The following is a 22,253-nucleotide window of genomic DNA, read 5'->3' on the forward strand; positions in this document are numbered from 1 at the left end:
TTGGTAATGTTTAGCAACAAAGAACAGTATGCCACCTGTTTCAGTGTTGCTAAATTTATGATGATGCTGTGGGCTTAACAAAGATATTTCACGACTATGGCTCGCGAATAGCTTGGATTGGTCGATACGCATCAAGTCCAGCAGCAAGGTGGAGCGGAGCAGGAAAAATTGTAGCGTCAAGATATTGAATTAATCCATAGAGCCGCAGGCATTGAGCATAGTTTGCCCAGTCGCTAAAGCAGTCTGAAGACTGTAAGGTAAGGTTAAGAAATATGCCACGGGGGTTGTACCCTTGGGCACGAGGACTTGGTTTTTTTAGTTCTCCTTTATTGTCACCTCTAGTTTTGGGTAAGTAAACTAATTTGCTCTCATTTAAAATACCTCCACTACGGCTTTCAGGACGCTGGTTACTCAAGTAATAGTTTCCACACTCAGAATCAAGAGATGAAGGGTAAAATACCCCCGCAGTATGCCCTTTTAGTTCGCCATCTTCATCACAAACGCGATAAAGAGGCACTTCATGTTCATTGTTAGGTGCAATGATACTGGCTACCCGAATGTGTGGATAATCTGATGTGGATATAAAAGAAATAGGTTTATCTTTATCAGGACTAAAAGCAAGACAATGCTTTTGCCAAAACTGTTTTTGCAGAAAGACTAAACCGCGTTTACGAAGATTAGTTGTATCAAAGCAAAAAAGTGTTGGTTGTTGACATTCTTGGAATAAATTATTAAATACCCAAGACTGAATTTTGCTGGGATTTAGGTCAATGGGAGGAATTTCTTTCAAGCCTGATGCCATTTTTACTTGGAAGGTGTGAAAGTCAAACCACTTATCACAACCAAAAGCTTTAGCAGTAATACCTGTTTTGTCCATCTGCACTGCAACAGGAAGATATTTAGTGCTGTCACCTATATAGTAAGGAATGAGATAAACACTACAGCTTGCGACATCGGCGGGAAAATTTTCTGCCTCTATTGTTGGAATGGTATAGGCACCTGCCATCGATAGCAAACTTTTAAGCGATGATTCCATACGATATGCTAAATTACTTTTGAGAGAAATTTTTTCAAATTTCCCCTCTTGTTTATTCGCTTCTATTGTTTCTTCTCTTTCATGAATTGCGTTGTTGAGTTCTTCTTCGGTTAAAGCATCTTGACGGTCATCTTCTGAATCATCTTTAGCCACAAAATGGTCGGTGACACTGCCAAGCATTGCTAGTGCAGGACGAAGACAAGGTTTTGGGTCTTCGCTAGCATCTCTCCAAAAGTGTTCTTTGGGTAGTATTTCAATTAAGGTTATTGTTTGTTGATTGGATGATGCGTAATTAGTTTCCAATGTGTTTAGGATTTTTTTGATTCTCTCTTTACATTTTGAATCCCAATTTTCTCCTATTAATTCTGCTCCATTGGCTCCCAGTTCATATACAAAAACATCGTTGATGCCGTATTTTGATGCGAGTGCGTGAATTAATTTATTGGAAGCAGTAGTCTGTGATAATAAAATGAGTCTCAAATCCTGCGGGATATAGAATGGAATATCTTCGCTTTCAACAGCAAAATGTGATTTGATGAACTTTCCTAATGCTTTATATTCAGAGCTAGTTTTTTTGACTGCTTGCTTGTTATCGCAACGTGCGTAAGTTTCTATAGTGGGAAATGCATCACCAAAAACTTCTTGTATTTTCTCTCTGCAACAGTTATAAAATATTTCAATGTCTTGAGGAAATAATCCAGCACCAGCATTGTGCGAATGAGACATGGTATTGTTATATACTATCCCCCAGGCGAGGTCATCTTGTTTGCAGGGATTATTTATTACTTCTAAAGCTGTAAACTTATCTCGGAAGTTAAGTTCGCTGATTAAACGCGCGAGATGCCCTTCAAAATCAATATTTTTTTTCTTGTCATCATTTTTTTTATCGTCACCATTTTTCTTATTATCAGTATCCTTTTTCTTTTTCACGAATTTTAATTGACAGGGTGCAAATCTTGTAGAATTTGTTGGACTGACATAAACTGTTACACGCGAAGATAAAAAGCCTAATTCCCAATTTACCCAACGCCGTATACCGTAATTACAACTTATGTATGGTTTACCATCTGCGGCATAGTGAAGCGCAAAGCTTATCAGGTAGGAGTAATTATGAGTTGTCTTGCTCTTTTTATTCGTCTCTTTATTTGTCACCTCTTTAATTTCTAATTCTGGTGTCCAGCTAATAAGTTCTGCAACATCACCATTATCAACAGCACAAGGGCGAAAAACTACTTCTTTGAATACCTTGCCAGTCGTGGGGTCAATGAGTTCGAGGGGTTCAGATGCTATTGCACTAGCTAAGAGATACGGGATGAGATTGTAATATAACGGGTTGATTTTTAACTGAGCATCCTCAATAGTCCACACTTTTTCCGGAAGTTGTACTTCCTCAAAGTGCAAATCATCACCAGATAGAGAATTAATTTCTGCAATATCAGCTTCTGTCAGAGACTTTGTATTTTCAAGACAAATTCGTAACCATGTTTTGACAACAGTTGCAATGTAGTCAGTGGACACATTGTCAGTTTTGCTATACAACCACTTGGCGTATGATTTCAGCTTAAACGCATTTTTTGAAGGGAATAAAATTTCATCATCTAACAAAAGTTGAAGTGCATGATTAAGGCTCTCTATTGGTAGCGAAATGTAACCTTTACCATTCTTCCGCTCCTGCAATCTATTAAATAGTTTTTTCCAATCTTGTGGAACGGTTAATGAATATAATTTAAACGGCAGTGATATCTGTGTTGGAACTTGTAAAGCGAACAATTGTATTGAATTAGATTTAGATGCCATCTATTTTCTCCAATGCACGGTAAAAAGGTTCGTAAAGCGAGCGCACTAGTGCGATGTCATGAGCGTCATAGCCTGTTCTGGTTTTAGCAAAGTACGGTTGCAGAACGTACTTAAATCCTTTAAGTAAGGAATCTTTTTCAGTTTCAGCTTTTTTCTGGGCAAGGTTAGGGGCCCATGCTGCATCAATAAAACGAACTAAAGTTGGCTGATTACCACGAATTGTTCGGGCGATCGCCTGCCAGGTAAGCACCATCAAACTCCAAATCAGTCCTTCGCGTACTTCTTTGGACAGTCCCTTGTGGGAATATTGCAAGATGGTGTCAAGACTTTTGAGAAAAATACCATAGCCTTCGCTACGCCAAGAGTCACAAACATCAATAAAGTTTCCCTCTCTCTCTTGGGCTATCGCTTTTCTTTCTTTCCACAATGCCAGTCGGAATTTATAATCTAGGTCATCAGGTGCGGGATGCGGACGAACTAAAAAGTATGCTCCACCAAATGCACTTAATCCTTCCTCGTTTAAAATATTCTTACCCCGCCCAATTGCTGCTATTGGTGCAATTAAAATTGCTCGATTAGTATCAGCAAAATTTTCAACGTTACTGCGAGAAATCAAAGATTCGTCAATTTCCTCCAGTGGCGATCGCGAAGTCAAAGCCGCCACCTGTTCTTTCCAATAGGAGCTAGTATCAATGCTCTTGATGGCATCGTAAACAAAATCCACTTGCTCGTAACTATTGACATACCAAATTAAACGCTTTCTACTTTCAGGTAGTGCATCAAAATCACGTTGCAAGATGTCAGTTTGACGAAGTAAAGAGCGCACTACCTGCAACAGAGCTTCTTCCTTATTTGTTGCCCCTGAAACCCGGACAGGGCTGCCATCTGGATAGTAACAAGGAGAAAAGTGAAAACTACTTTCAGAAATTGCTTCGATAGCTTTCCTAACCCTTGGACGTAACAAGTAATCGACTTGGCGTTCCAGATGATAAATCGGACTTTGCCCAGCCCAACTTGTACCACTTAGTAACAAAGCGTGCGCTCCTTGAGTACCTTCATCAGCAAAGACATGGGAAAAATTCTCCAACAGCCAGCGCCCTTGTCCCAGTGCTTGGAAGTACCAAAGTGTTAATTGATTCTCTTGCCGTTCCAGCTTGAACCCACAAACCAAACCAGATGCTAGTCCGGGTATCAACCCGTAAAAGTCCCGTGGAATGCGATTAAAGAAAACTATTTCTTCGGCTCCATCTACTTGCTGCTCAAGCCCGTATGCAGTTTTGATTGACTGTTGAAAAAAGGACACAAAAAGGACTAATTTGAGGAATAATGCAAACTTGCTACAAAATCCCCACTTATCTTTAATTGCCTTCAACCAGCCTTTTTCAGTGAGTTTTGTTTGTATTTTGGCAATTGTTTCCTGCTGTTCTTGGTAGTTTTCACTCTGAAGTCTCATTGCATACTCAGCAAGCCAGGAGTTTTTCCAATCGCCTAGCAGGAAATCAGCTAACTCCTGATAAACCGGGTTTTTATCAAGAATAAAAGTAGATGACTCAGTATCTATACCTTCAGATTCGGCAATTTCTAATACAAAATCTCTAGCTAGGGACGAACAGGTAAAGAATTTCTCTGCCAGCCACTCGCTTTCATCAGGGGATAGTTGCAATTGTGTGCAAATATTATCAACAAGCGTATCGGCATTTTGCAAAGCATGATTGAATTGTCCAAAAGTAAGCTGCCGTAAATCGTTTCTAGAATTACGTAGTTTAGTAGCTCGCGTCCATGTTACTACTTGATCGAGAAATCCATTACTTCCCCTCTCAATTAATTTGATAGCAGGTAAAAATGTTGAGTCGAGGTTCGATTGCACCTTGTCACACTCATCGAAAAACACAACACTGCAAGTCCGATACATCAATTCATAGTAAGTAATTGACTGTGGGCTTACGTGTGGTAGGGGACGAGTGAATATTGCAGCAGCTACTGTTGTCAAAATGACATCTGCGCTACTCAGTTCATTGGCATCTCGGTGTCTTGGACACTGCCCAATCAGGGGACAAATTCTTACACCATCCCCGTTGCTATTATTATTACTATTACTGTTACCGTTACTAGTATTATTGTCGTCCGAGTCTTTTACTTCTCTTAAATCAAAGCAAGGAGGAGAAGGAGGATTGGAGGGTTGAAAGTATTGGCTTAAGGGACAAGCTGTAGATAAGTGTGTGAAGCCGTCTATCCCACCATCTACACTATGCCAGTTCTCAAGATGAACTTTTCGATTCCTTTGACCAATTACTACTGATACTCGTAAACCGACTTTTTTCAGTAGACTGGCCATTCTTAGGCACGTCACAACTTCATTAAAGACAATGCCAACTCGGTGTCCTTTTTTTGCTACTGCTACAGTCAGAATTTCAATTAGTGTCGATTTACCTGCATTTAGCAGCCCAACTAAGTTTTTTACCCCGTCGAACACTATAGTGTCGAGTTCAACAAACCCCATTCCTTGAAAATGCTCAAGGATGATATCTGATAAACGCCCTTTATGGTTTTGACCGCAGTGTTCATCTAGAAGATTTGCTGCCGACTCCATTTCTTCTCGTGTAACAGAGATTGCTTTATTATTCTCGCGGTGTACTGATAGAACCCTGCCTTGGCATAAGGGCAAATCCTTTGGAATTCTGACGCTATAAGTGTTTTCGCCAGAGCGAAAGCGATATTCTTTACCGGGTTCTGCATATTTAACAGTACGCTGGCGATACTTCAATTTGTTACCAAGCAATTCCTCAAAACGCTCAAAACGGTTGCCCCAGATAGAAGGCATAGATTTCCGAGTGAACCGATAAGTCTTATCATCAACATCGTAGGCTCGATATTTCGAGGGAATTTGACTGTATACCTTTAACAACTGTTCTGTGACATCTTGGTTTGTTAAATACGGAACTAACTGCCTGAGATTAAATAGTGTTCTCTTTGCCTCTACTGTTTCCACCAACAAAGCCAAGCGCGGAAACAGATAAAATCGATTGGATATTAGTAGCCATACAGAAATTGCTGTTTCAAGTTCTGATTGAACACCTAACTTTTCGATAGCAAACAGGCATAGTTCCAAATCGAGCAACGCTTCAATCTGGTCTTTATGTAAGCTTGTTTGTTTTTGTAGGGATTGTGTAACTTTGTAGCGCCAAGACCTCGTTTCTCTCATGTCTTTCTCCCCTTGTTTTTAGTGGGACTTTTATCGCGCTTTGTACTTTTCTCCTCACCCCGTTTACTATTGGTAGAACGTGTGTCGCTTTCTGTATTGGTGTCGCTTTGCTTACTATTAGTAGGAGGTGTATCGCTCTCCACCCCAGCTTCGCTCGCTTGCACCTCTACTTCGCGCACACCCGCTTTTTTCTTGGCTAGGGCAAAAACTGCATCATCGAAGATGGGTTTAACATTCTCCCACCGCCATCGTGATTTCAATTCTTTAAGATAAGCAGGACGGTCTTTCTTTCGCTCCGCAGGGATGACAATATATGCAACATCCCAAGGTGGTTCACTAGGTATTGGTTCATCACCTAAATTCCTGACTAATAGATAGGGATTAGAGTAATCTTTCAAATCGAGCGCCCATACTTCACCATCAGCAAACTTAATTCTCAAGTCATAGCGATCGCACTCTGGATAAAGTTCAACCTCCAGCCCAAAATCGACTAACTTCTTAAAGAGTTGAATTTCTGCACGTCCGGGGTAAAACCAAAAGCGTTCAATCCCACGCTTGAGTTTTAAGCAGTCACTTGGTAGTTTTACTTTGCGCTTGAGTCTGCGTCCGGGTGGACAACGGTTACAGCTAGAGTTTGCAATCACTTGCCTTTGCGGATTTACTCCGGCCAGCGCATGACAGTAAGGGCAGGCATAAAAGTTTCCCTCTAACTCGTAGCAGCTTGGAACAGGTTCGTAGCACTCATCTAACAGATCGGACAGCCCAATACCCAGTCCAAAATCCCCTTTTGCTTTTACGAACTCCTGGTTTGACAAAACAGGATGTTCAATAATAAACCTCCGGAATTTGGTGTAAATTTGTACCCCTTGTGGGTGTGACTGACAGTGTTGCAGTAATTCTGTTGCAATTTTCGTTTGTTCTTGGCTCAGTACACTCCCACCAAATGCTTCTGCTAATTCAATTGTTAATTCCGTAGGTTCTCCCAAAAAAAGCAAAGAGTCGCTTGAGTCTATTTCGTCGTCAATTTCCACTCCCCATTCTTCAAAAGGCTGTTCGCAAAGTTCGTAAAACTTCGGAATACTATCTGGTACATCAAGAGCTTTACCACCCACTAGAAATGCCAAAACTACCCTGTCGTAACCCAGTTGCAAGTCTTGAGGGTAAGGATAAAGCCTGCCCTGACGCGCTTGAACCTTGATTAGACCAGCAGAAATTTGCTCAAGTGTGGGTATATCGAGTCTGACCACCAGTTACTGTCCTAAAAAATAGAATTTTTATAATAGTAACTTTAAAATTACGGGTTGGGTATATGAAAATATAAAATTTTTTAAATATTATCCAGTCTATTTAGTTCAGACTGTTACTTGAGGCGGCAAGACTGTAACCATTAATAAGCTGTGAAAAATGAAGAATGCATGTTGAGACTGTGGGGAAACTCTTGAAGCTCTTAAGAGCATTCGCGAGAAGGTTTCACGCTTTTTTCCAAGTCAAAAATATTCTTTCTTAGATGCGCTGTGATTCTTAGGACGCAACCCAAAGTACACGCGAACTGAACTTGTAAAGGACTGTTACGCCGTCTATACCGCTGTTTATTGGTACATACGTATTAAAAGAGATGGTAAATTAATTAAGGTGAGATTGAGGTAGTAGGCGATGACCGACTTAGACAAAGCTAAGTACGCGGCTGAAATGTTCGCCAGTTATGAGTTTCAGGGGATTACTGTATGGATGGTTGAAGAAACTCGGACAAATTATATGGTGTTTGGGCACACTGAATCGCCTGTAGACCTGGATCTGCTAGGCAGAACAAGCAAGCAGAAATATTTTGTGAATGTTGTGGGAGGTATAGGTAAGCGGTATACGGCAGAAAAAGCTTATTTGATGGCGCGATCGTTAGAAAGGGGAGATTAAACCCAGCTAACTGTTATTTATTATGGAATATTACGGCTGCTGGATGTTGCTCGATTGCTATTGGAATAAATTACCATGCAATAGCTACGAAACTTTGTTTGGTTATGGTTGTGATGCCATGAAAATTACAGATTTACCTGCATCAGTGCTTGAGGAACTTTGCCAAAGCGAATATTGGCGAATCGATATCGACCCCGGATTTGATGCCAAACACGAGTTTTTTATCCGTTGGGAGTACTTACTGCCTAATCCGCGTACAGATGATTATACCGAAGGCGAACTTGCAGAATTTATTAACTTTGATGGGTATGACTTACTCCTGCCAATAGGACGTGCCCACCATCCCCATCTCCATCTACTGCGGTTGAATGCAAGCTTAGATAAAAACTCGCTGACGTTATTTTTATTTGATACCTACCACAGTACTTGGTTCTCTGATATAAGTGATGCCCGCTACGGGTTTCTTGCCGTTGCTGACCGCTATCAGAATCATGACTGTGACTTCTATGTTGCCTCCTACTATCATTTTTCCTACCTCGTTGGGCGTGACTATGAACTGGCACAACAAATCATGCAGCAACGGTTAGGTACTTAATCGAACTTTGTCATACAGATGACAAGACTACAAGTTATGGGAGTCGGAAATTTAAGTTTTTGTAATGGCTTGTTCTTCATCCAAGAGTACTTTAATTTGATTGAGCAATTTCTCCAACGCTTTCTTTTTCTTCGGGTTATCCCAGACTTTGGATGAACCAAGTTGTTTGCTTAATTCCTTGTACTGGGTTTTAAGTGATGGGGTAGTGTCTGCTTTCTCCTGAGCGAAGATATCTCGTATCCTCTGTTGGATTTCTGTAAGTGATAAATTCTCTTTGATTGCTGCTTGCAGTAAAGGAGCGCGTTTTACATCCTCCTTCACTTTAGCGATCGCACGCGCTTTGGTGTACTCAATTGACCCCTTTTGCAGTGCCTCTTTAATATCTTCAGGGAGATTGAGTAATGGCAGGCGATTAGTACGGAAGGATTCAGCAGAAAGCCTACCAAGAGAGGCAAATATACCTTCTACTACAACATTTTCTTCATGGCGGATAACGTTATCCGCTTTTTTATCATCTGAAGGATGGATAACATCATCAAGGGTTTTGCTTTCCTTCTTTTCTTTTTGGCGGATAACGTTATCCGCTTGTTTTCGGTTGGCTTTTTCCATGCGGTTGAGCAGGCTAATTACCTCATCCTGGGTTGAATTGAGGCGCAGTGCCAGTAACTCCAAAATTCCGATTGTTTCCTCATACGCATTCAAATCTTCACGCTGGAGGTTTTCAATTAATTGCACCTGCTTAACCGTGTCGTCGTCCATTTCCTTGATGACGACAGGCACTTCCTCCAACCCGGCCATAATAGCTGCTTTGAAACGACGCTCGCCCGCAATGAGTTCGTAACTTCCATCTGGTTGAGAGCGCACGATTAATGGTTCGAGGATGCCTAGCTCTTTAATAGATAGCGAAAGTTCTTCCAACTTTTTGGGGTCAAAATAACGCCTGGGTTGGGTGGGCGGTAATTTAATTTCCTGGATGAGAATCGTGTTGGTTGATTTGTTAGATGGCGTTGCGGGTTCATCTTCGCTACCGCCAAACATTAAATCTATTGGGTTAGCGTGTTTGAGTTTTGCGGTGTACGCTGCGTCTTTTTTACTCACAGAACCTCCTAGTAAGTGTGGCAGACCTGTGGGTTTAGCCCGACGACTCCACTTTTAATTTATCTAACTCTTTGGCAATCTTATTTAGGATTTTGACTGCGGGGTGTTTCTTATCATACATTCCCAACGGCATTCTACGCTCGGAGGCATCCGCAAAGGCGATAGATTTGGGGATAGGAGGATATATCGTACCAATTTGGGAAAGTTGTTCTTCCACAGCTTGGAGAGTGCGGGTTTCTTGTGCGGTGCGGCTATCAAGCATTGTAGGAATAAACCCAGCAATTTGTAGTCCTTTGTTGAGCTTTTTTTTAACCCTGGCGACAGTATCAAGTAGTAGGTCTGTACCCAGGAAAGATTTAAATTGACACTGAATAGGTATGAGAATATGAGTAGCAGCAGTTAGGCTGAGGATACTTAAAATGCCAAGGGACGGGGGACAATCAATGAGGATAAAATCGTAATCATCGCGGATGGGGGCAAGGGCTTCATGGAGGCGATATTCGCGTGCGGTGGCAGCTGGTAGGAGGAGTTCGGCGGCACTTAAATTGATATTGGTGGGTGCCAATGCCATACCCTGGATTTTTTCAGGGTAGACAAATAATGGTTCTTCATCAATTATCGCGTTATAGACAGTTTTTTCTAGTTCTTCAGGGTCTACACCCAAGAAGTTGGTTAAAGATGCCTGTGGGTCCATGTCCACGAGTAGGACGCGGTGCTTGTTGGCTGCAAGATGGTAGCCCAGATTGTGGGTCAAAGTTGTTTTGGCAACGCCCCCTGACTGGTTGAATAACGTAATGATGCGAGTTTTAGTCACGATAGTTGGTTGAGAATTTTTTGTTATTTGGGGATGAGTTAGAGAAGGCGGATAACGTTATCCGCTCTTGAGAAAATGTAATGAAATCCCATATACAGGTGATTGTAGCGACGAGGGGGGATCAATACAAAATTTTCTTGCATCTTAACTTGGAATTGGTGAGGCATCAAATCCAGCATCACAACTAAATCGCAGTTTCGGTTTTAGCTGATCCTGTAGCTGCGCGGAGGAGAATGTTTGGCAGTAAAGGATGCGAGTGATCGTTTCTCGTTGAAATTTGCGTGAGGAAAAATCACTTAGATAACAAAAATCCTCATTAATGTGAGATTAATCAACATAATTTGACATTTTTAATCTCACCATTATCTCTTAAAGCAGTGATTTTGACTTTAACCATTTGTCCTTCCTGTAAATACTTAGCTTTTTTGTGTTCATCTGTAGTTCGCCTAATATCAACTAACATTTTATAAGTAACTTTAATCCCAATGATTTTGATAACCTCAGCATCTAAAATTTGACCAATTTGAAATTCTTGAGATGGTTTAGATTTAGTAATTTCATTTTGGCGGTATGACTTTAAATTATCTAAATTTAGGGTTTGATGTCTTCGATTGTCTGACATATCCATTACTTGAAATGGAGTTGGCAGTATCAGACGGCATTTATACTCATTAACTGTTTTATCATCTTCCTTAACAGGCTGACAGATGTAGTCATTTGTTGTTATGTCTCGTTCTATTTCCATGTATCGTGTTCTACTTACAGGTGGAAAAATATCCCATCTCAGCATAGTTAGTAACATTTTGATACGTGGTACATCCTTTAGCTTCAATTTTTCATAATCTTGTTTGTCTGGATAATCTTGGGGAAAGTCAGCTTCACTAATGTGCGTAGTTACATATTCCTCAAACTTCTGAATAAATTCTTTATGCTCATCATAAGTAGCAGGGCGATCGCCACTTAACCAGTTATTATCATCAAATAGCTGTGTGTATCGCTGCTTAGGTTCATTACGATATCGTTCATTAAGGGAAAGTTCATATTTTTCAATCATTACTGCACCCATACCTAATGGCTTTCCCATACCAAGGGAAAGCCGATATTTTTCTTTGCTATCAAGGCCAAGTAATTTGACTTTCTCTACATCTTCGACTGATAGGGTTAACACCCATAAAAGCGCACCCAGTTCTACATCACTGAGATTCTCAAAATAAATGGTGAACTCAAAAGAAACTCCTGATTGAATTGGCTTAATTTCCGTGTACTGGGATTGTTTATCTTTAATTTCAGCTTCAGTTGCTTTGGTTTTAATTCTGTCTATGCCTACATTTCCCTTATGCCAATATAGTTTATGTCCCCGAATTACTGTGTCTTGATTGGGTTGACTAGCATAGTGCTTCAGGCTTTTCTTTTCGTGGCTTTTTTGGACTAAGTAGTGCTGAAATGTTGTTGGTTTAGGAGTAGCCAGAATTTGTGGTGTAATGGTGTCATCAGTCAGCCAGATACCATTTTCTTCACTTTTATATTGAGCATCACTGAAAAATATACGTCCAGCACGAGATTTTTCCTGTTTTTCTTTTTTATTTTTATCAGAACCTTGTACTTTGTTCTCGTTTTTACGCCTAACAAAGCCAAAAATAGCATCAGCTAAGTCAATTTTGTCAGATTCACCTACTTCTTCAGGGATAAAATCAACTGCTGATGCGGCTTTACCATCATTTTGAGGAGAATAAGGAATACGAAAGTTAGGACTTTGACCAAATAACCTAACTACCTGTTTGGACTTGATTTCACAGTATGAGAACATTTCACTGTAAAAAATAGGTCTGCCAGCTTCCAAAACTCCCATATTTTTATCAAATGGTTGCTGCTTTTGAAAATCTGTAAGTGCGTCACGGTAATGCTTGATAGCAGCATCATCAATTTTTAAAAGTTGAGTTCCGGTTTTGTCTTCAGCTAGCACAATGCAGTGATTTTGCCGAGGAGATTTACTGCTGTCACCCTCTTGCTTCATATTTCCGCTAGTTACAAGCCATCCTCTATATTGATAAGTGTTTGGATTGGCACTAATATTCTTGGCAAAAGTGCGTCCATTCTTTGAATAGGTAGTTTCAAAGCTTACCTCTTGATATTGTGGTAGATAACCTGCTTGATTTAAAGTAATAAATCTAGGAGTGAACTGATTAGCAATTGTTCGGATATCTTGTTCACCAGCTGCTCTTTTTGCTCTTCTATCCTCTTTAACCCAGACAAATGATGTATTATTATTTCCCGCAACTGTTTGGGAAACTGGACGAATAAACCAACCTTCTTGAGTTTCGACTAGATAACCAGCTTTTACACTTTTCAGCAAATCTTTATATAGTTCGTCCAAAGGATCTTGCTTATCAGCAGCAACTGCACGGAAGAAAAATTTTGAAGCATCTGAGACTCTTTCAATCTTGCCAAAGCTAACAATTTCAACTAGAGTTCTCACCATTCCACGCAAACTGCTACCAGGCAAAACGGGATACTGTTTTGAAGGATACTGAAAGAATTCAGCCTTTTTTTTGCGTTGTTCTGGTGTTAGTTCTTCGTTCGGTTTATCTCCAAACTCTGCAAAATCAGCAGGTGTTAAACCACAACGAATATATAAAGGTGATTCAGTTTTTAAGTTACATACAATTTTGCCAGTGTGACGGTCAGAATAGTAGCGGTTGTTATCGCGTAATTTACCATTACATTCAAATTTTGCTTCAACTACTCTTTCTGGTATCTCTACAAAGTTATAAGGAGCAACTGCTTTACGGTCATCAGGCACTTTTTCTAGATGTTTAGGATTCATAAATTTTTTCTTTTGTGAGAGATACAAGACGACTGAGAAAAATCCGAGCTACTCCATCTTGGTCATAATAAAAATAGTGATGTACTTCTAGTCGAAGTGGACGATACTGTTTCTGTTTATCCTGGCTAAAAGTAATCCCTGTGATGGGAGCAGCATATTTAAACCCCTGAGAACCATCTGAAAGTAAGGTAAAGTTACCGTTTGCTTTTCCTTGAGTACCCCAGAGAATTTGTGATTCTGGTATTAAACCTATTTTTTCTTGTTCAAGTAATTCTGATACTTGGCTTTGTAAAATTAGCCGCGATCGCCATTTTCCATTACTATTCCATAGTAAGACCTCACCAGCTTCTCCAAATATCCGGCATTGTTGTAATGTTGACAGACGTAATGTAGGAAAATCATACTCAGTAAAAGCTTGCTTAGAAGTTTCTAAAATGCCGCTTTCTACTTCAAAATGTCCCCAGACAACTCCATCCTCTGCATGAGCTAACACGTACCGTAACTGATAATCTTTAGTAATTGCTTGTTGCTTTAACCAATCCTCTAGTGATAGTTCAATTGTTTCTGTTGAAACTTCCTGACACAAATCTTGATTCATGGTGCTTGCTCCAAAAACTTTTTAACAAACTCTTCCATTTCATCTTTATCTTGTTTGCTGATTAGTAGTTTCCGATTCTCCTCAGAGATTACCCACTTGTGTTGTTGCCAAACTATAGTTGCTTCAACTCCCTGCAAACGTCCTCTCCCAATACTGCTAGTACCACCTATTGGTAAATCACCCGTCCATAAATCTTTAAGTAGCAGCAGAAGTAACCCAATTTCATATCCCTTTGGTTGACGTAGTTCCAGTTCTAGTTTTATATGCGCTGTGTTACTACTTGTATTGCTACTTTTTTTTAATTTACCTTTAACTTTATTAATTTTTTGACTATCCTCTTTTTTAGAGATACTAAAAACAGGTTGTTCCTGAAACAATGCTCCGTTATATGCTCCGCCTGTAAAACGGTCAATAGCAATTCGGCTTTGTACAATGTCAACTGTATTTTCTATCAAGCTTTCATGAATAACTAAACGACTAGCCTTTGCTTGTTTACTTTCTTCTTTAACAAAGCCAAATAGGTCATACACAATTTGTAAATTCTTATCTAAAGTATTCACTATTCTCTCGGCTCTATGCCACAGCACTCCTGCTAAACTTGTACCAGAAACAACTGGCTCAGGTTTGTCTTTTCTATAGGAGTGCAAATGTACCACATCGGGAGAACATTTGTTTTGAATTAAATCTTGACCAGAGCGAATGAGTAAGGGGCTGGCTAGTTGGAATTTGGCAGTGATGAAGAGGCGATCGCGCTTATCTGGCTTATCTACCTTTAGCTTCTGGAGGTGTGTATTACTCAATAGCTTGTCGCTTGGTAATTTAGTAGCATAAGGTTTACCCCAAGGTCTTTCAAATGTTAACCAAGCAATGAGATCGCTATGTTTAGTTAAATCAAATTCCCAAACTTGCCACTCATCTACATGACAGCGACCAAAACCCCGTCGCTTTTTCATTCCAATAGCAATTTCACCATTCTTTAACCCTTCTAAAGCTAAAGCAAGTGCTTGTTTTAATTCATTCTCATCTTTATCTTTATCTTTTTCAATTAACAACTCAAAGTTCAAAGGAAACTTAGTCCCTGCTGGCAAGAGTTCCAAGTCGTATTTTGCCTTGTCAGACGCAGTACCAGTTGCACCATCTATTTTGACTCCATCTCGTATTTCAACATTGTGAATAGTGCTACCTATTGCATCATGAATAATTAAAGGACTTTGACTATCTTTTTCTCTTAATGCAATTTTTTCTGCTTCATTTTTATTCCTTTCATCCTTGTAAGCAAATAAATCACCAAACAATTTTGCAGCTATATTATCACGGCTTTCACTTTTCGTGTAATCACACTGATATTCATGTAAATAATTGCGTAAAGCACCAGCAATTGATGAACCTGTTAGTAAAGGGTTATGACTAATACTGTCAAGTAACAGCATCATATCTGTAGCACCTTCAGCATCACCATTTCCCAAACAAGTTGGCGTATCCAGAACCAAAACACCGCGTACAATGATGCGCTTAATAATATGTCGTCCTTCGCGTGTTCTATTCATCTTGTTTATCCTTTGTCGCTTGTTTGGCAACCGCAATAATTAGCCGTAGCGTGTATTCTAGCTTCAGTTTTTCAACTAAGTCTGGTGGAACTGACTCACCAGCAATAGAAAATTTTAAATTATCTGAATCTAACCATGTACTTGAGTCTTTTAACCAGTCACAAATCTGACCTTTGAAAGATTTACGATAAACTTTTGTGTCTTCAAATTGACTATTGGCATTTTTGGTTAGATTTTTCAAAAAATCAATAACTATTTTTTTTCTTTCTTCTAATTCTTCAACACCTGATTTTTTAATTTCTTGTCTCAGAGCTTGTGTTGCTACAATCATTAACCGGGAAAGTTGGCTATTGCTGAGTTTGTTTGGTCTGAGTTTACAATTATCAAGCTTCTCTAAAAGTCGCTTATCTAGGTTTTGTTCCAATAATCTCTTTGCCATCTTTTGAGCTAGTTGGCTATCTTCTGAATTTGGGACTAGCTGTGGTTGATACCAGTCAGTTTTTCTTTCTGGTAAACAAGCATTAAATATTGCTTCTTCCTCTAGCCAATTGATAGCAATTCTTCCAAAACCATCAACCCGCCTTTCACCAATACCTTGATTTTCTACTAAACGAATTTTTTCTGAATCTAGTTCTCCATCTTCTTTATTACACTTAAATACAAAAACACTACCTGCTGCTAAAGCTGGTACTTGCGGTAAAGGTAATCCCCATTTACGGTTAAATCCCCCAACAATAAGACTACTGGTATAACTAGATTGTGGTTCTAACTTTATATCTAGTAATTCTTCTAATATCTGAGTTAATGACTCAACTTTTTGATTAATTTCATCTCCTGTTGAGTTTGGTGGCGTGGCAACATAATGACCCCATTTATCCCGTAAAATTAGATCACTGAGAAGAGTAATACGGATTAGTTCTCTGTCGTTACGGTCTTCAGGCTCAATTCCCACTTCGTCCCAATAATCATGCTCTTCATCCTCTTCTATAGGAATAATCTGAGTATGTCCATATCCCGCACTTTGAGAACCGCCTAACCACATTTCTTGTGGTTCTAGTAACGGCTTAATTTTTTCTATATCGTCAGGATCATCACAGAGAATTACAGCCTGGAAATATTGTTCGGCATCTAAAGCCTCATAGCGAAATATTGCACCATTATCTTCATCACCTCTGCCTTTTTTGCGATTTCGCATATTATGAATGTTGATGCGTCGCTTTTCTTTGTAAAGCACTATATCTTTATCATCTACAGTGCAAAAGCTCTCATCTAGTGATTTGTATGAAATATCTTCTTCCGGTGTTTCGTAACTGAAATCATAAACAGTTATCTCGTCTAAATTGGAAATGTCATCACCCTTTTTCTTTAACCAAGAGCGGGGTACAGGTAGAGTGCGCTTTTGTTTTTGTTTATCGTACAAATAAGCATTTAAATATCGGGTATTACCATTAAAAAATAAACGTTTTATATCTGGATATTTTGATTCATCTAAAATATCATCTGTACTTTTTAAATTGTGACGTTGGAGATAGCGACCAATCAACACTCCGCGAATCATGCTACCTGGAATATAAGGAAAAGATACATCACTGTTCGGGTCTCCCTGAAGCGAAGTTGCTAACAATGGTTGTGTAGTGTGCAGTAAAAAAGTAATTGCTTTCATCCCCTGGTTTCCTGCTCAAAATAACGAAAATGCTCTTGGGTAATTTCTTCACCAATTGAGTCATGTAGCGTACAACGAACATGACCCCGACCACGGTTACGTCCGCTACCAACCCTTTGCAGTGCTAATGTGCTGACTGCTAAGAGTGCTAGCATATCTGGTGTTGGTTTTTTTTCAAATAACAATGGTGCGGTGAAGCATAAATCTCGCAAGATAACCCGACTAGAGCGTAAGCTATGTTCCACGGGTGCGCCATCTTCAGGGTCAATAGCAGTTTGACGGCGAATAGTGGTAAGAGAAGCAAGAACGTCTACTTCTGTGAGTCTTCTTTCCTGACCTCTGCGTTCTCTTTCCTGTTCTTGGTCAAGTTGAAGTTTTACAGCCTTTCGCAAGTCTTGGGGTAAACAAGCATCGCCAACGTGCATCTTGGAGATAGTTTCCAGGGTACTACCAGGTATGCCAAATAAATGTTCGGCGGCTTGTTCCCAACGGGAAGGTGGTGGTTCAGAAAGCACAGCAATCAAATTGTCGCATTCTTCACTCAACAAGCCTTTTAAAGTACGTCCACGTAAGTAGGGAAATCCGTTAGCATCATGCTCTACTTCTTGGTCGATTAAACCTGCTACTCCATCACCACGCCCAAAAGTTGTATCACTCAAAAGTAGCATTTTCAGGTAATAAATCTCCATCGGTTTTCTCCTTTAAAGGAATGTGAAATTCCATTGCTTCAATGGCATCAAAATAACCGCAGACTCTCGTATTTGTTCTGGGGTCTTCAGTCCAACCAGATTGATACAAGTCGTCATATTTTGATTTGCTAAATCGGGGTAAATATTTCTCATTCAAACCGTAAACCTGTAAAAACTGCTTTGTTTTATCTGAACCTTGCCGTAACTGTTCTCGCAAAGCTATCACTTTATTACGGCGACCTATCCAGTCAGGGTGCGTGTTGAATTGATTCACTACCTCAGAAAAATTATCCCAATTGCGCCAATCACTATCAGATTGCAAGTACAAAGGTCGCATGGTGAGATTTCCTTCAGTAACTTGATATTCTCGTTGACGGATATCGCTGATTGAACCTAACAAACCGCTAGGAGCAATGTGCCAATCAAGTGCAGAAAAATCTGATATTCCCAGTCGTTCTTTTTCAGAACGCACAAAGTTTTTAGCTTTTATGCACAGCGATTCACTTAATTGATATGCTCTGGCAAATGGATAATGTGTTTTGACAATTGCTATTCCTGCACAGGCTGTTAAATTTTTTCCATCTGCTACTTGTTGATCTGCAAATTCCTTCAGGTAAAGTGCTGCTAACGATAGTCCCAAGCGTCCATCACATACAAATGTAACGTCATCACCGCCATAAACTATTGGACGAAAAGGCAGATACTTTTCCCCATCTCTTTCTGTAATTGCAAACTGCTCCTGTAATTTACCATCTGCTAATTGGATAACTCTCTCAGCAACTTTTTTTAAAGCATTAACACCAGCCTGATTCACAGTTTTAGATAGTTCACGCATGGCAGTAATATACTCACGGTCTGTTTTACATTTCCTACCATGTTCTTTAAAGCGATCGCCCATCCCGTTACCATCAGCGTGAACTATAGCCATGTAACTACTTTTACCCTCAGTGCGACCTAAATCATCAACATCATAAGGGACTATATAATTGCCTAGCGGCAAATTTTTAAATATAGTATCTTTTAGTTCTTGATTGGCTGGAGCTTTATTTTTAGGGTCAACGGCTCGGAGCTTTTCAACGATTTCTCTGGAGACTGGATAGCTAGTGGGTACACTGTAGAGATCGCTAGTATCTACAGCAGATAATCCAGTAGAAAGACAGTTAGCTGTAACTCCCAGACCTAGCAAAGGGACAGAAGGATTGTATTCGCGTTTTTTTCGCTCTAATTCTTTCATCAAACTATCAACAATTCCTGATAGTTTGTTTCCCCACTCAAAGGGTTCACTGTGAGCTACTACAATTTTTAAGCCTGGTGCTTCTTGCAATACTCTTTTGCTCAATCTTTTAGTAAATTTAATAGCACTTTCTTTATCTTCTCTGTCTTTGAAAAGAATAACTGCATTACCACCTCCGGTATAGACTAATTCAGCATCAAGATTATCGTGTTCAATACATTTTTCTTCTTGTTCCGGTTCAGGAATATACACATTTTCTCCAAATATTTGGCGTAAAGCGCACTTAACCCAACCATTTGTTGCTTGTTCTACTAAATACGATGCACCTATATTTTCTCGTAAACGATTACTGCCAAAAATATATGGTTGTATTCCTGTTGTATCAATTACAGTTGCTATGTATTTACTCATGGCATATCTTAAAGTATTGGGCTATTCTCATGAATCCACTGCTGCATTTTTTTGACAAATTTATCAGGTTTCAAGTCTGGAGAGCCAAAAACTACAATTTTTTTATCTCTTATAGTAGCTTCTAAATCACGCTTTACTCTCTCAGGATTATTATGAAAACAAACTAATCCTACTCGCGCTTCATCTCCACCTAGTTGTCTGGCTCTTAAATGAGCTTCAAATAACTTTTGTTTACAAGTGAATTTATCACCAGCAGTGGTACAGGATAAGGCAAATAGCTGATAGTCTCGCATGAAAGCTACATCAAATTCAAATCTATCCCATCTATCATCTTTGTTGTTGGGATCGTCAATATGAAATGACATTGCACTTTCGTGAATATCAGGAAATTGTATAGACAGATTTTTTATCTGATGCAGAACATAATGTTCAAGCCAAACGCCACTTAACCAAGCACAAACATCGCTTAATTCACCAAATCCTTGGTTTTTAGATGCTTGCAGATCTAGTTCGCCTTTTGAATTCAACATTTGATACTTATGCAAAATTTTTTTGATATTCTCTGGTGTTCCATCTAAACTAATTCCAGATATCTTCATAAGTTCTGTTTCAGGATACCAGAAACCGTATTTATCTTTAGTTTGAGAATGTAGTTGAGCTTTACACCATTTCCACCATTGTTCTGCTGTATTATCTGTATTTTTTGGAGTAGCTGATAAATATGCGTTAAGGAACTCCTGTGCGGCATCAGGTAGGACTGGTTGACGATTAGGCTGTTTGTTTTTTTTCCAAGGCAACTCGTGCAAATTAAAAAGTTCTTCTAATTTGACTTGAATTTTTACTATTTCACCTTTTGGAGTATCGTTTTCTCGCTCTATTAGCATTTGTAAACTTCGAGCATCCAGATAACTAAATACAGGATTCTGAACTCCTGAAGCCTCGAATAAGGCACGATAACCGTGAACAGACATTGCCTTTGTTCCACCTGTATAATTCAAACCAAAAGTATGCTTTGGATACTTTTTTAAAATATTTTTTACTTCGGTTTGGATTTTGTCTTTAATAACACAGGAGTTAGCCTCATGTCTGCCCAATGAAATTGGTTTGACATTTACAGCCTTTAACATTCTTTCCAAACAAGCAGCTTTACTAGTTGTATCTGTGCTGTGTACCAAGTAAACAGTACCATCCTCTTTCAGCAGTATTTGGGCTGCAACATAGTTAGGCAGAGGATTTTCACCAATCAGCAAAAACAGATGGTCTACTTTATACTTATCAAACTCAGACGTACTCACAGGGAAGATGTATCCGTTTTTCAAAATTGCCATACCCAGTATTACACAGCATCGGAAATACCCCCTTCCGAATAACTGCTACCTTGGAAAGTACACCTGAGACATCTTAACTGACCGTGAATGCACTCTTCACCAACCCTCCGCACCCCAAACTTTTACAACAGCTAGCCAATGGCTCTCTAGACCAAAGTCATAATCTCACTCGCGCCATGCGGCTTTGGGCATTGTTATGTTGGCTCTATAGTGATAAAGGACACACTGCTCTCGCCAACAGTTTCACCTACACTGATTGGCGACAGGCTTTCTTTACTGAGACTCACAAGGATGAAAAGCAAGCAGACATCCTCAACCATCAAGACCCCGATTGTGCTTGTATTAAAACAACTGGACAATGGTTATTAGAATTGGAAGTGCCTATAGATGAATGGCGAAATTCTCTGCAAAAACAAATACCTTTATCGAATTCTGACCTAGAAAATCTCTTGGAAGAACGGTTATTTGCTCAAGTTCGCAAATCACTTCAAAGCGATTTAGATTTATTAGTTAAGCGAAACTGCTTGCAGCGAGTAAACAATGTCACTGGTAGAAGCAAATATTACCGCCGAGTAGAAATATTGCCAATTTCCAGTAAATCAGAAAATCTTGGTTATGAAACAACTTTAAATTTTAAAAAACAAGCTTATTTAACTACAACTTTAGGTATGTTTAGTTTTCTTGACCCTAGTTTACCTTTGCTGGCTCAAGAAATCTCAGAAGATGAAGTTGATGAAGATATTCATCGCGTCTTCTTATATGTTGACTATGTAGTACCAGAATCTAGTCCTACACAAGATGCAGTGGATGAAATCCAGAGTGAATTGCAGTCTCTGTGGGATTCAGGAGAAATTCCACCTGTACTTTTGACCTATCACAGCGCTCATCAAAATCAAATAAAAGAGTGCGTTGTTTATCCAGTTTGCATTTATTTTATGGAACGTGCTAAATACTTGTGTGCCTATGGCAACACTCCCAAAGGTGATATTAACTGGTATAAATATCGCCTAGACCGGATTATTTCTAAACGCCTAGAAACTTTAGATTGGCATAACCCTCGTGTTCCTCAATTATTAAGAGAAAAATATGAAGATAATGACCTGCCAACCCCAAAAATTGTCAACGCTAAGTTAAAAGAAGCTTGGGGCTGTGACTTTTATAAAGACAAAGCACGGATGGTATTGCGGTTTGAGCAAGATTTTCATCAGTTTTATATTGATGGCATCAGTATTCATGATACATTTACTAGAATTAGCTCTGAGCAAACAGTCAAATTAATTCAACAATACACACTTAACCCTGAACGTCGAGAGGCTATTTTAGAAATTCTCCAATCTCGCCCAAGCACCGATGCTTACTACCAAGTAGATTACCGAGTTACAGACTACTACGTCCTTAGATGGTTGCGAGCTTTAGGTTCCAATGTGGAAGTCCTACTACCTTGGAACTTGCGGCAAGAAATGGCTCTGGAAATCCAAAATACTTGGAACTTGTATAAATAACAAT

15 protein-coding genes are annotated in these 22,253 nt (G+C 39.5%); 3 read left to right on the forward strand and 12 right to left on the reverse strand.

Annotated features, from left to right (window positions below; genetic code table 11):
- Positions 1-94: 94 nt before the first annotated feature.
- Genes ACE1AT_RS25910 through ACE1AT_RS25920 form a run of 3 tightly spaced genes read right to left on the reverse strand, consistent with a single transcriptional unit; the run spans position 95 to position 7,282 of the window.
- Positions 95-2,833 (reverse strand): pPIWI_RE module domain-containing protein, encoded by a 2,739-nt coding sequence (locus ACE1AT_RS25910; RefSeq protein ID WP_374873638.1) that lies wholly within the window; start codon positions 2,831-2,833, stop codon positions 95-97.
- On the reverse strand, positions 2,823-6,035 hold the full coding sequence (locus tag ACE1AT_RS25915; RefSeq protein ID WP_374873640.1) for a hypothetical protein: 3,213 nt from the start codon (positions 6,033-6,035) through the stop codon (positions 2,823-2,825). Before ACE1AT_RS25915 ends, ACE1AT_RS25910 begins: the two co-directional genes overlap by 11 nt.
- Entirely contained in the window at positions 6,032-7,282 is a 1,251-nt protein-coding gene (locus ACE1AT_RS25920) for a hypothetical protein (protein WP_374873642.1), read from the reverse strand. The genes ACE1AT_RS25915 and ACE1AT_RS25920 overlap by 4 nt, the downstream gene beginning before the upstream one ends.
- A 406-nt stretch (positions 7,283-7,688) precedes the next feature.
- Between ACE1AT_RS25920 and ACE1AT_RS25925 the strand changes: the two genes are divergently transcribed.
- Together ACE1AT_RS25925 and ACE1AT_RS25930 are read left to right on the forward strand one after the other, a co-directional pair.
- A complete protein-coding gene (locus tag ACE1AT_RS25925; RefSeq protein ID WP_374873644.1) occupies positions 7,689-7,946 on the forward strand; it encodes a hypothetical protein in 258 nt (85 codons plus the stop codon).
- 43 nt (positions 7,947-7,989) lie between these two features.
- Entirely contained in the window at positions 7,990-8,541 is a 552-nt protein-coding gene (locus ACE1AT_RS25930) for a hypothetical protein (RefSeq protein WP_374873646.1), read from the forward strand.
- 51 nt (positions 8,542-8,592) lie between these two features.
- Here the strand turns inward: ACE1AT_RS25930 and ACE1AT_RS25935 are convergent, their stop codons facing one another.
- From ACE1AT_RS25935 to ACE1AT_RS25975, 9 genes are all read right to left on the reverse strand, one after another.
- Positions 8,593-9,639, reverse strand: a complete 1,047-nt coding sequence (locus tag ACE1AT_RS25935) for a ParB/RepB/Spo0J family partition protein (RefSeq protein ID WP_374873648.1) — start codon at positions 9,637-9,639, stop codon at positions 8,593-8,595.
- A 34-nt stretch (positions 9,640-9,673) separates the two neighbouring features.
- The gene (locus ACE1AT_RS25940) at positions 9,674-10,453 is read right to left on the reverse strand and encodes a ParA family protein (protein WP_374873650.1); all 780 of its coding nucleotides are present in this window, start codon (positions 10,451-10,453) and stop codon (positions 9,674-9,676) included.
- Positions 10,454-10,784: 331 nt separating this feature from the next.
- The gene (locus tag ACE1AT_RS25945; protein WP_374873652.1) at positions 10,785-13,277 is read right to left on the reverse strand and encodes a TIGR03986 family CRISPR-associated RAMP protein; all 2,493 of its coding nucleotides are present in this window, start codon (positions 13,275-13,277) and stop codon (positions 10,785-10,787) included.
- On the reverse strand, positions 13,267-13,875 hold the full coding sequence (gene csx19 / locus ACE1AT_RS25950) for a CRISPR-associated protein Csx19 (RefSeq protein ID WP_374873654.1): 609 nt from the start codon (positions 13,873-13,875) through the stop codon (positions 13,267-13,269). Before csx19 ends, ACE1AT_RS25945 begins: the two co-directional genes overlap by 11 nt.
- Positions 13,872-15,422, reverse strand: a complete 1,551-nt coding sequence (locus ACE1AT_RS25955) for an RAMP superfamily CRISPR-associated protein (protein ID WP_374873656.1) — start codon at positions 15,420-15,422, stop codon at positions 13,872-13,874. The genes csx19 and ACE1AT_RS25955 overlap by 4 nt, the downstream gene beginning before the upstream one ends.
- A complete protein-coding gene (locus tag ACE1AT_RS25960) occupies positions 15,415-17,085 on the reverse strand; it encodes an RAMP superfamily CRISPR-associated protein (protein ID WP_374873658.1) in 1,671 nt (556 codons plus the stop codon). The genes ACE1AT_RS25955 and ACE1AT_RS25960 overlap by 8 nt, the downstream gene beginning before the upstream one ends.
- Positions 17,082-17,774 (reverse strand): RAMP superfamily CRISPR-associated protein, encoded by a 693-nt coding sequence (locus ACE1AT_RS25965; protein WP_374873660.1) that lies wholly within the window; start codon positions 17,772-17,774, stop codon positions 17,082-17,084. The genes ACE1AT_RS25960 and ACE1AT_RS25965 overlap by 4 nt, the downstream gene beginning before the upstream one ends.
- On the reverse strand, positions 17,737-19,419 hold the full coding sequence (locus tag ACE1AT_RS25970; RefSeq protein ID WP_374873662.1) for a hypothetical protein: 1,683 nt from the start codon (positions 19,417-19,419) through the stop codon (positions 17,737-17,739). The genes ACE1AT_RS25965 and ACE1AT_RS25970 overlap by 38 nt, the downstream gene beginning before the upstream one ends.
- A gap of 8 nt (positions 19,420-19,427) precedes the next feature.
- Positions 19,428-20,747, reverse strand: coding sequence for a Card1-like endonuclease domain-containing protein (locus ACE1AT_RS25975; RefSeq protein WP_374873664.1), 1,320 nt, complete (start codon positions 20,745-20,747; stop codon positions 19,428-19,430).
- Between the two features lie 83 nt (positions 20,748-20,830).
- Here ACE1AT_RS25975 and ACE1AT_RS25980 point away from each other — a divergent pair, with 83 nt between their 5' ends.
- A complete protein-coding gene (locus ACE1AT_RS25980) occupies positions 20,831-22,249 on the forward strand; it encodes a TIGR03985 family CRISPR-associated protein (RefSeq protein WP_374873666.1) in 1,419 nt (472 codons plus the stop codon).
- Positions 22,250-22,253 lie beyond the last annotated feature (4 nt).

It is taken from the genome of Pelatocladus sp. BLCC-F211, from assembly GCF_041928655.1.
In the GTDB taxonomy this organism is placed as follows: domain Bacteria; phylum Cyanobacteriota; class Cyanobacteriia; order Cyanobacteriales; family Nostocaceae; genus Pelatocladus.

What these genes read in the sequence shown, in the direction of transcription:
- csx19 (WP_374873654.1), bottom strand. Translation starts at nt 13,875, where the DNA reads ATGAATCAAGATTTGTGTCAGGAAGTTTCAACAGAAACAATTGAACTA.
- ACE1AT_RS25970 (WP_374873662.1), bottom strand. Translation starts at nt 19,419, where the DNA reads ATGAGTAAATACATAGCAACTGTAATTGATACAACAGGAATACAACCA.
- ACE1AT_RS25910 (WP_374873638.1), bottom strand. Translation starts at nt 2,833, where the DNA reads ATGGCATCTAAATCTAATTCAATACAATTGTTCGCTTTACAAGTTCCA.
- ACE1AT_RS25965 (WP_374873660.1), bottom strand. Translation starts at nt 17,774, where the DNA reads ATGGAGATTTATTACCTGAAAATGCTACTTTTGAGTGATACAACTTTT.
- ACE1AT_RS25960 (WP_374873658.1), bottom strand. Translation starts at nt 17,085, where the DNA reads ATGAAAGCAATTACTTTTTTACTGCACACTACACAACCATTGTTAGCA.
- ACE1AT_RS25925 (WP_374873644.1), top strand. Translation starts at nt 7,689, where the DNA reads ATGACCGACTTAGACAAAGCTAAGTACGCGGCTGAAATGTTCGCCAGT.
- ACE1AT_RS25955 (WP_374873656.1), bottom strand. Translation starts at nt 15,422, where the DNA reads ATGAATAGAACACGCGAAGGACGACATATTATTAAGCGCATCATTGTA.
- ACE1AT_RS25945 (WP_374873652.1), bottom strand. Translation starts at nt 13,277, where the DNA reads ATGAATCCTAAACATCTAGAAAAAGTGCCTGATGACCGTAAAGCAGTT.
- ACE1AT_RS25915 (WP_374873640.1), bottom strand. Translation starts at nt 6,035, where the DNA reads ATGAGAGAAACGAGGTCTTGGCGCTACAAAGTTACACAATCCCTACAA.
- ACE1AT_RS25975 (WP_374873664.1), bottom strand. Translation starts at nt 20,747, where the DNA reads ATGGCAATTTTGAAAAACGGATACATCTTCCCTGTGAGTACGTCTGAG.
- ACE1AT_RS25930 (WP_374873646.1), top strand. Translation starts at nt 7,990, where the DNA reads ATGTTGCTCGATTGCTATTGGAATAAATTACCATGCAATAGCTACGAA.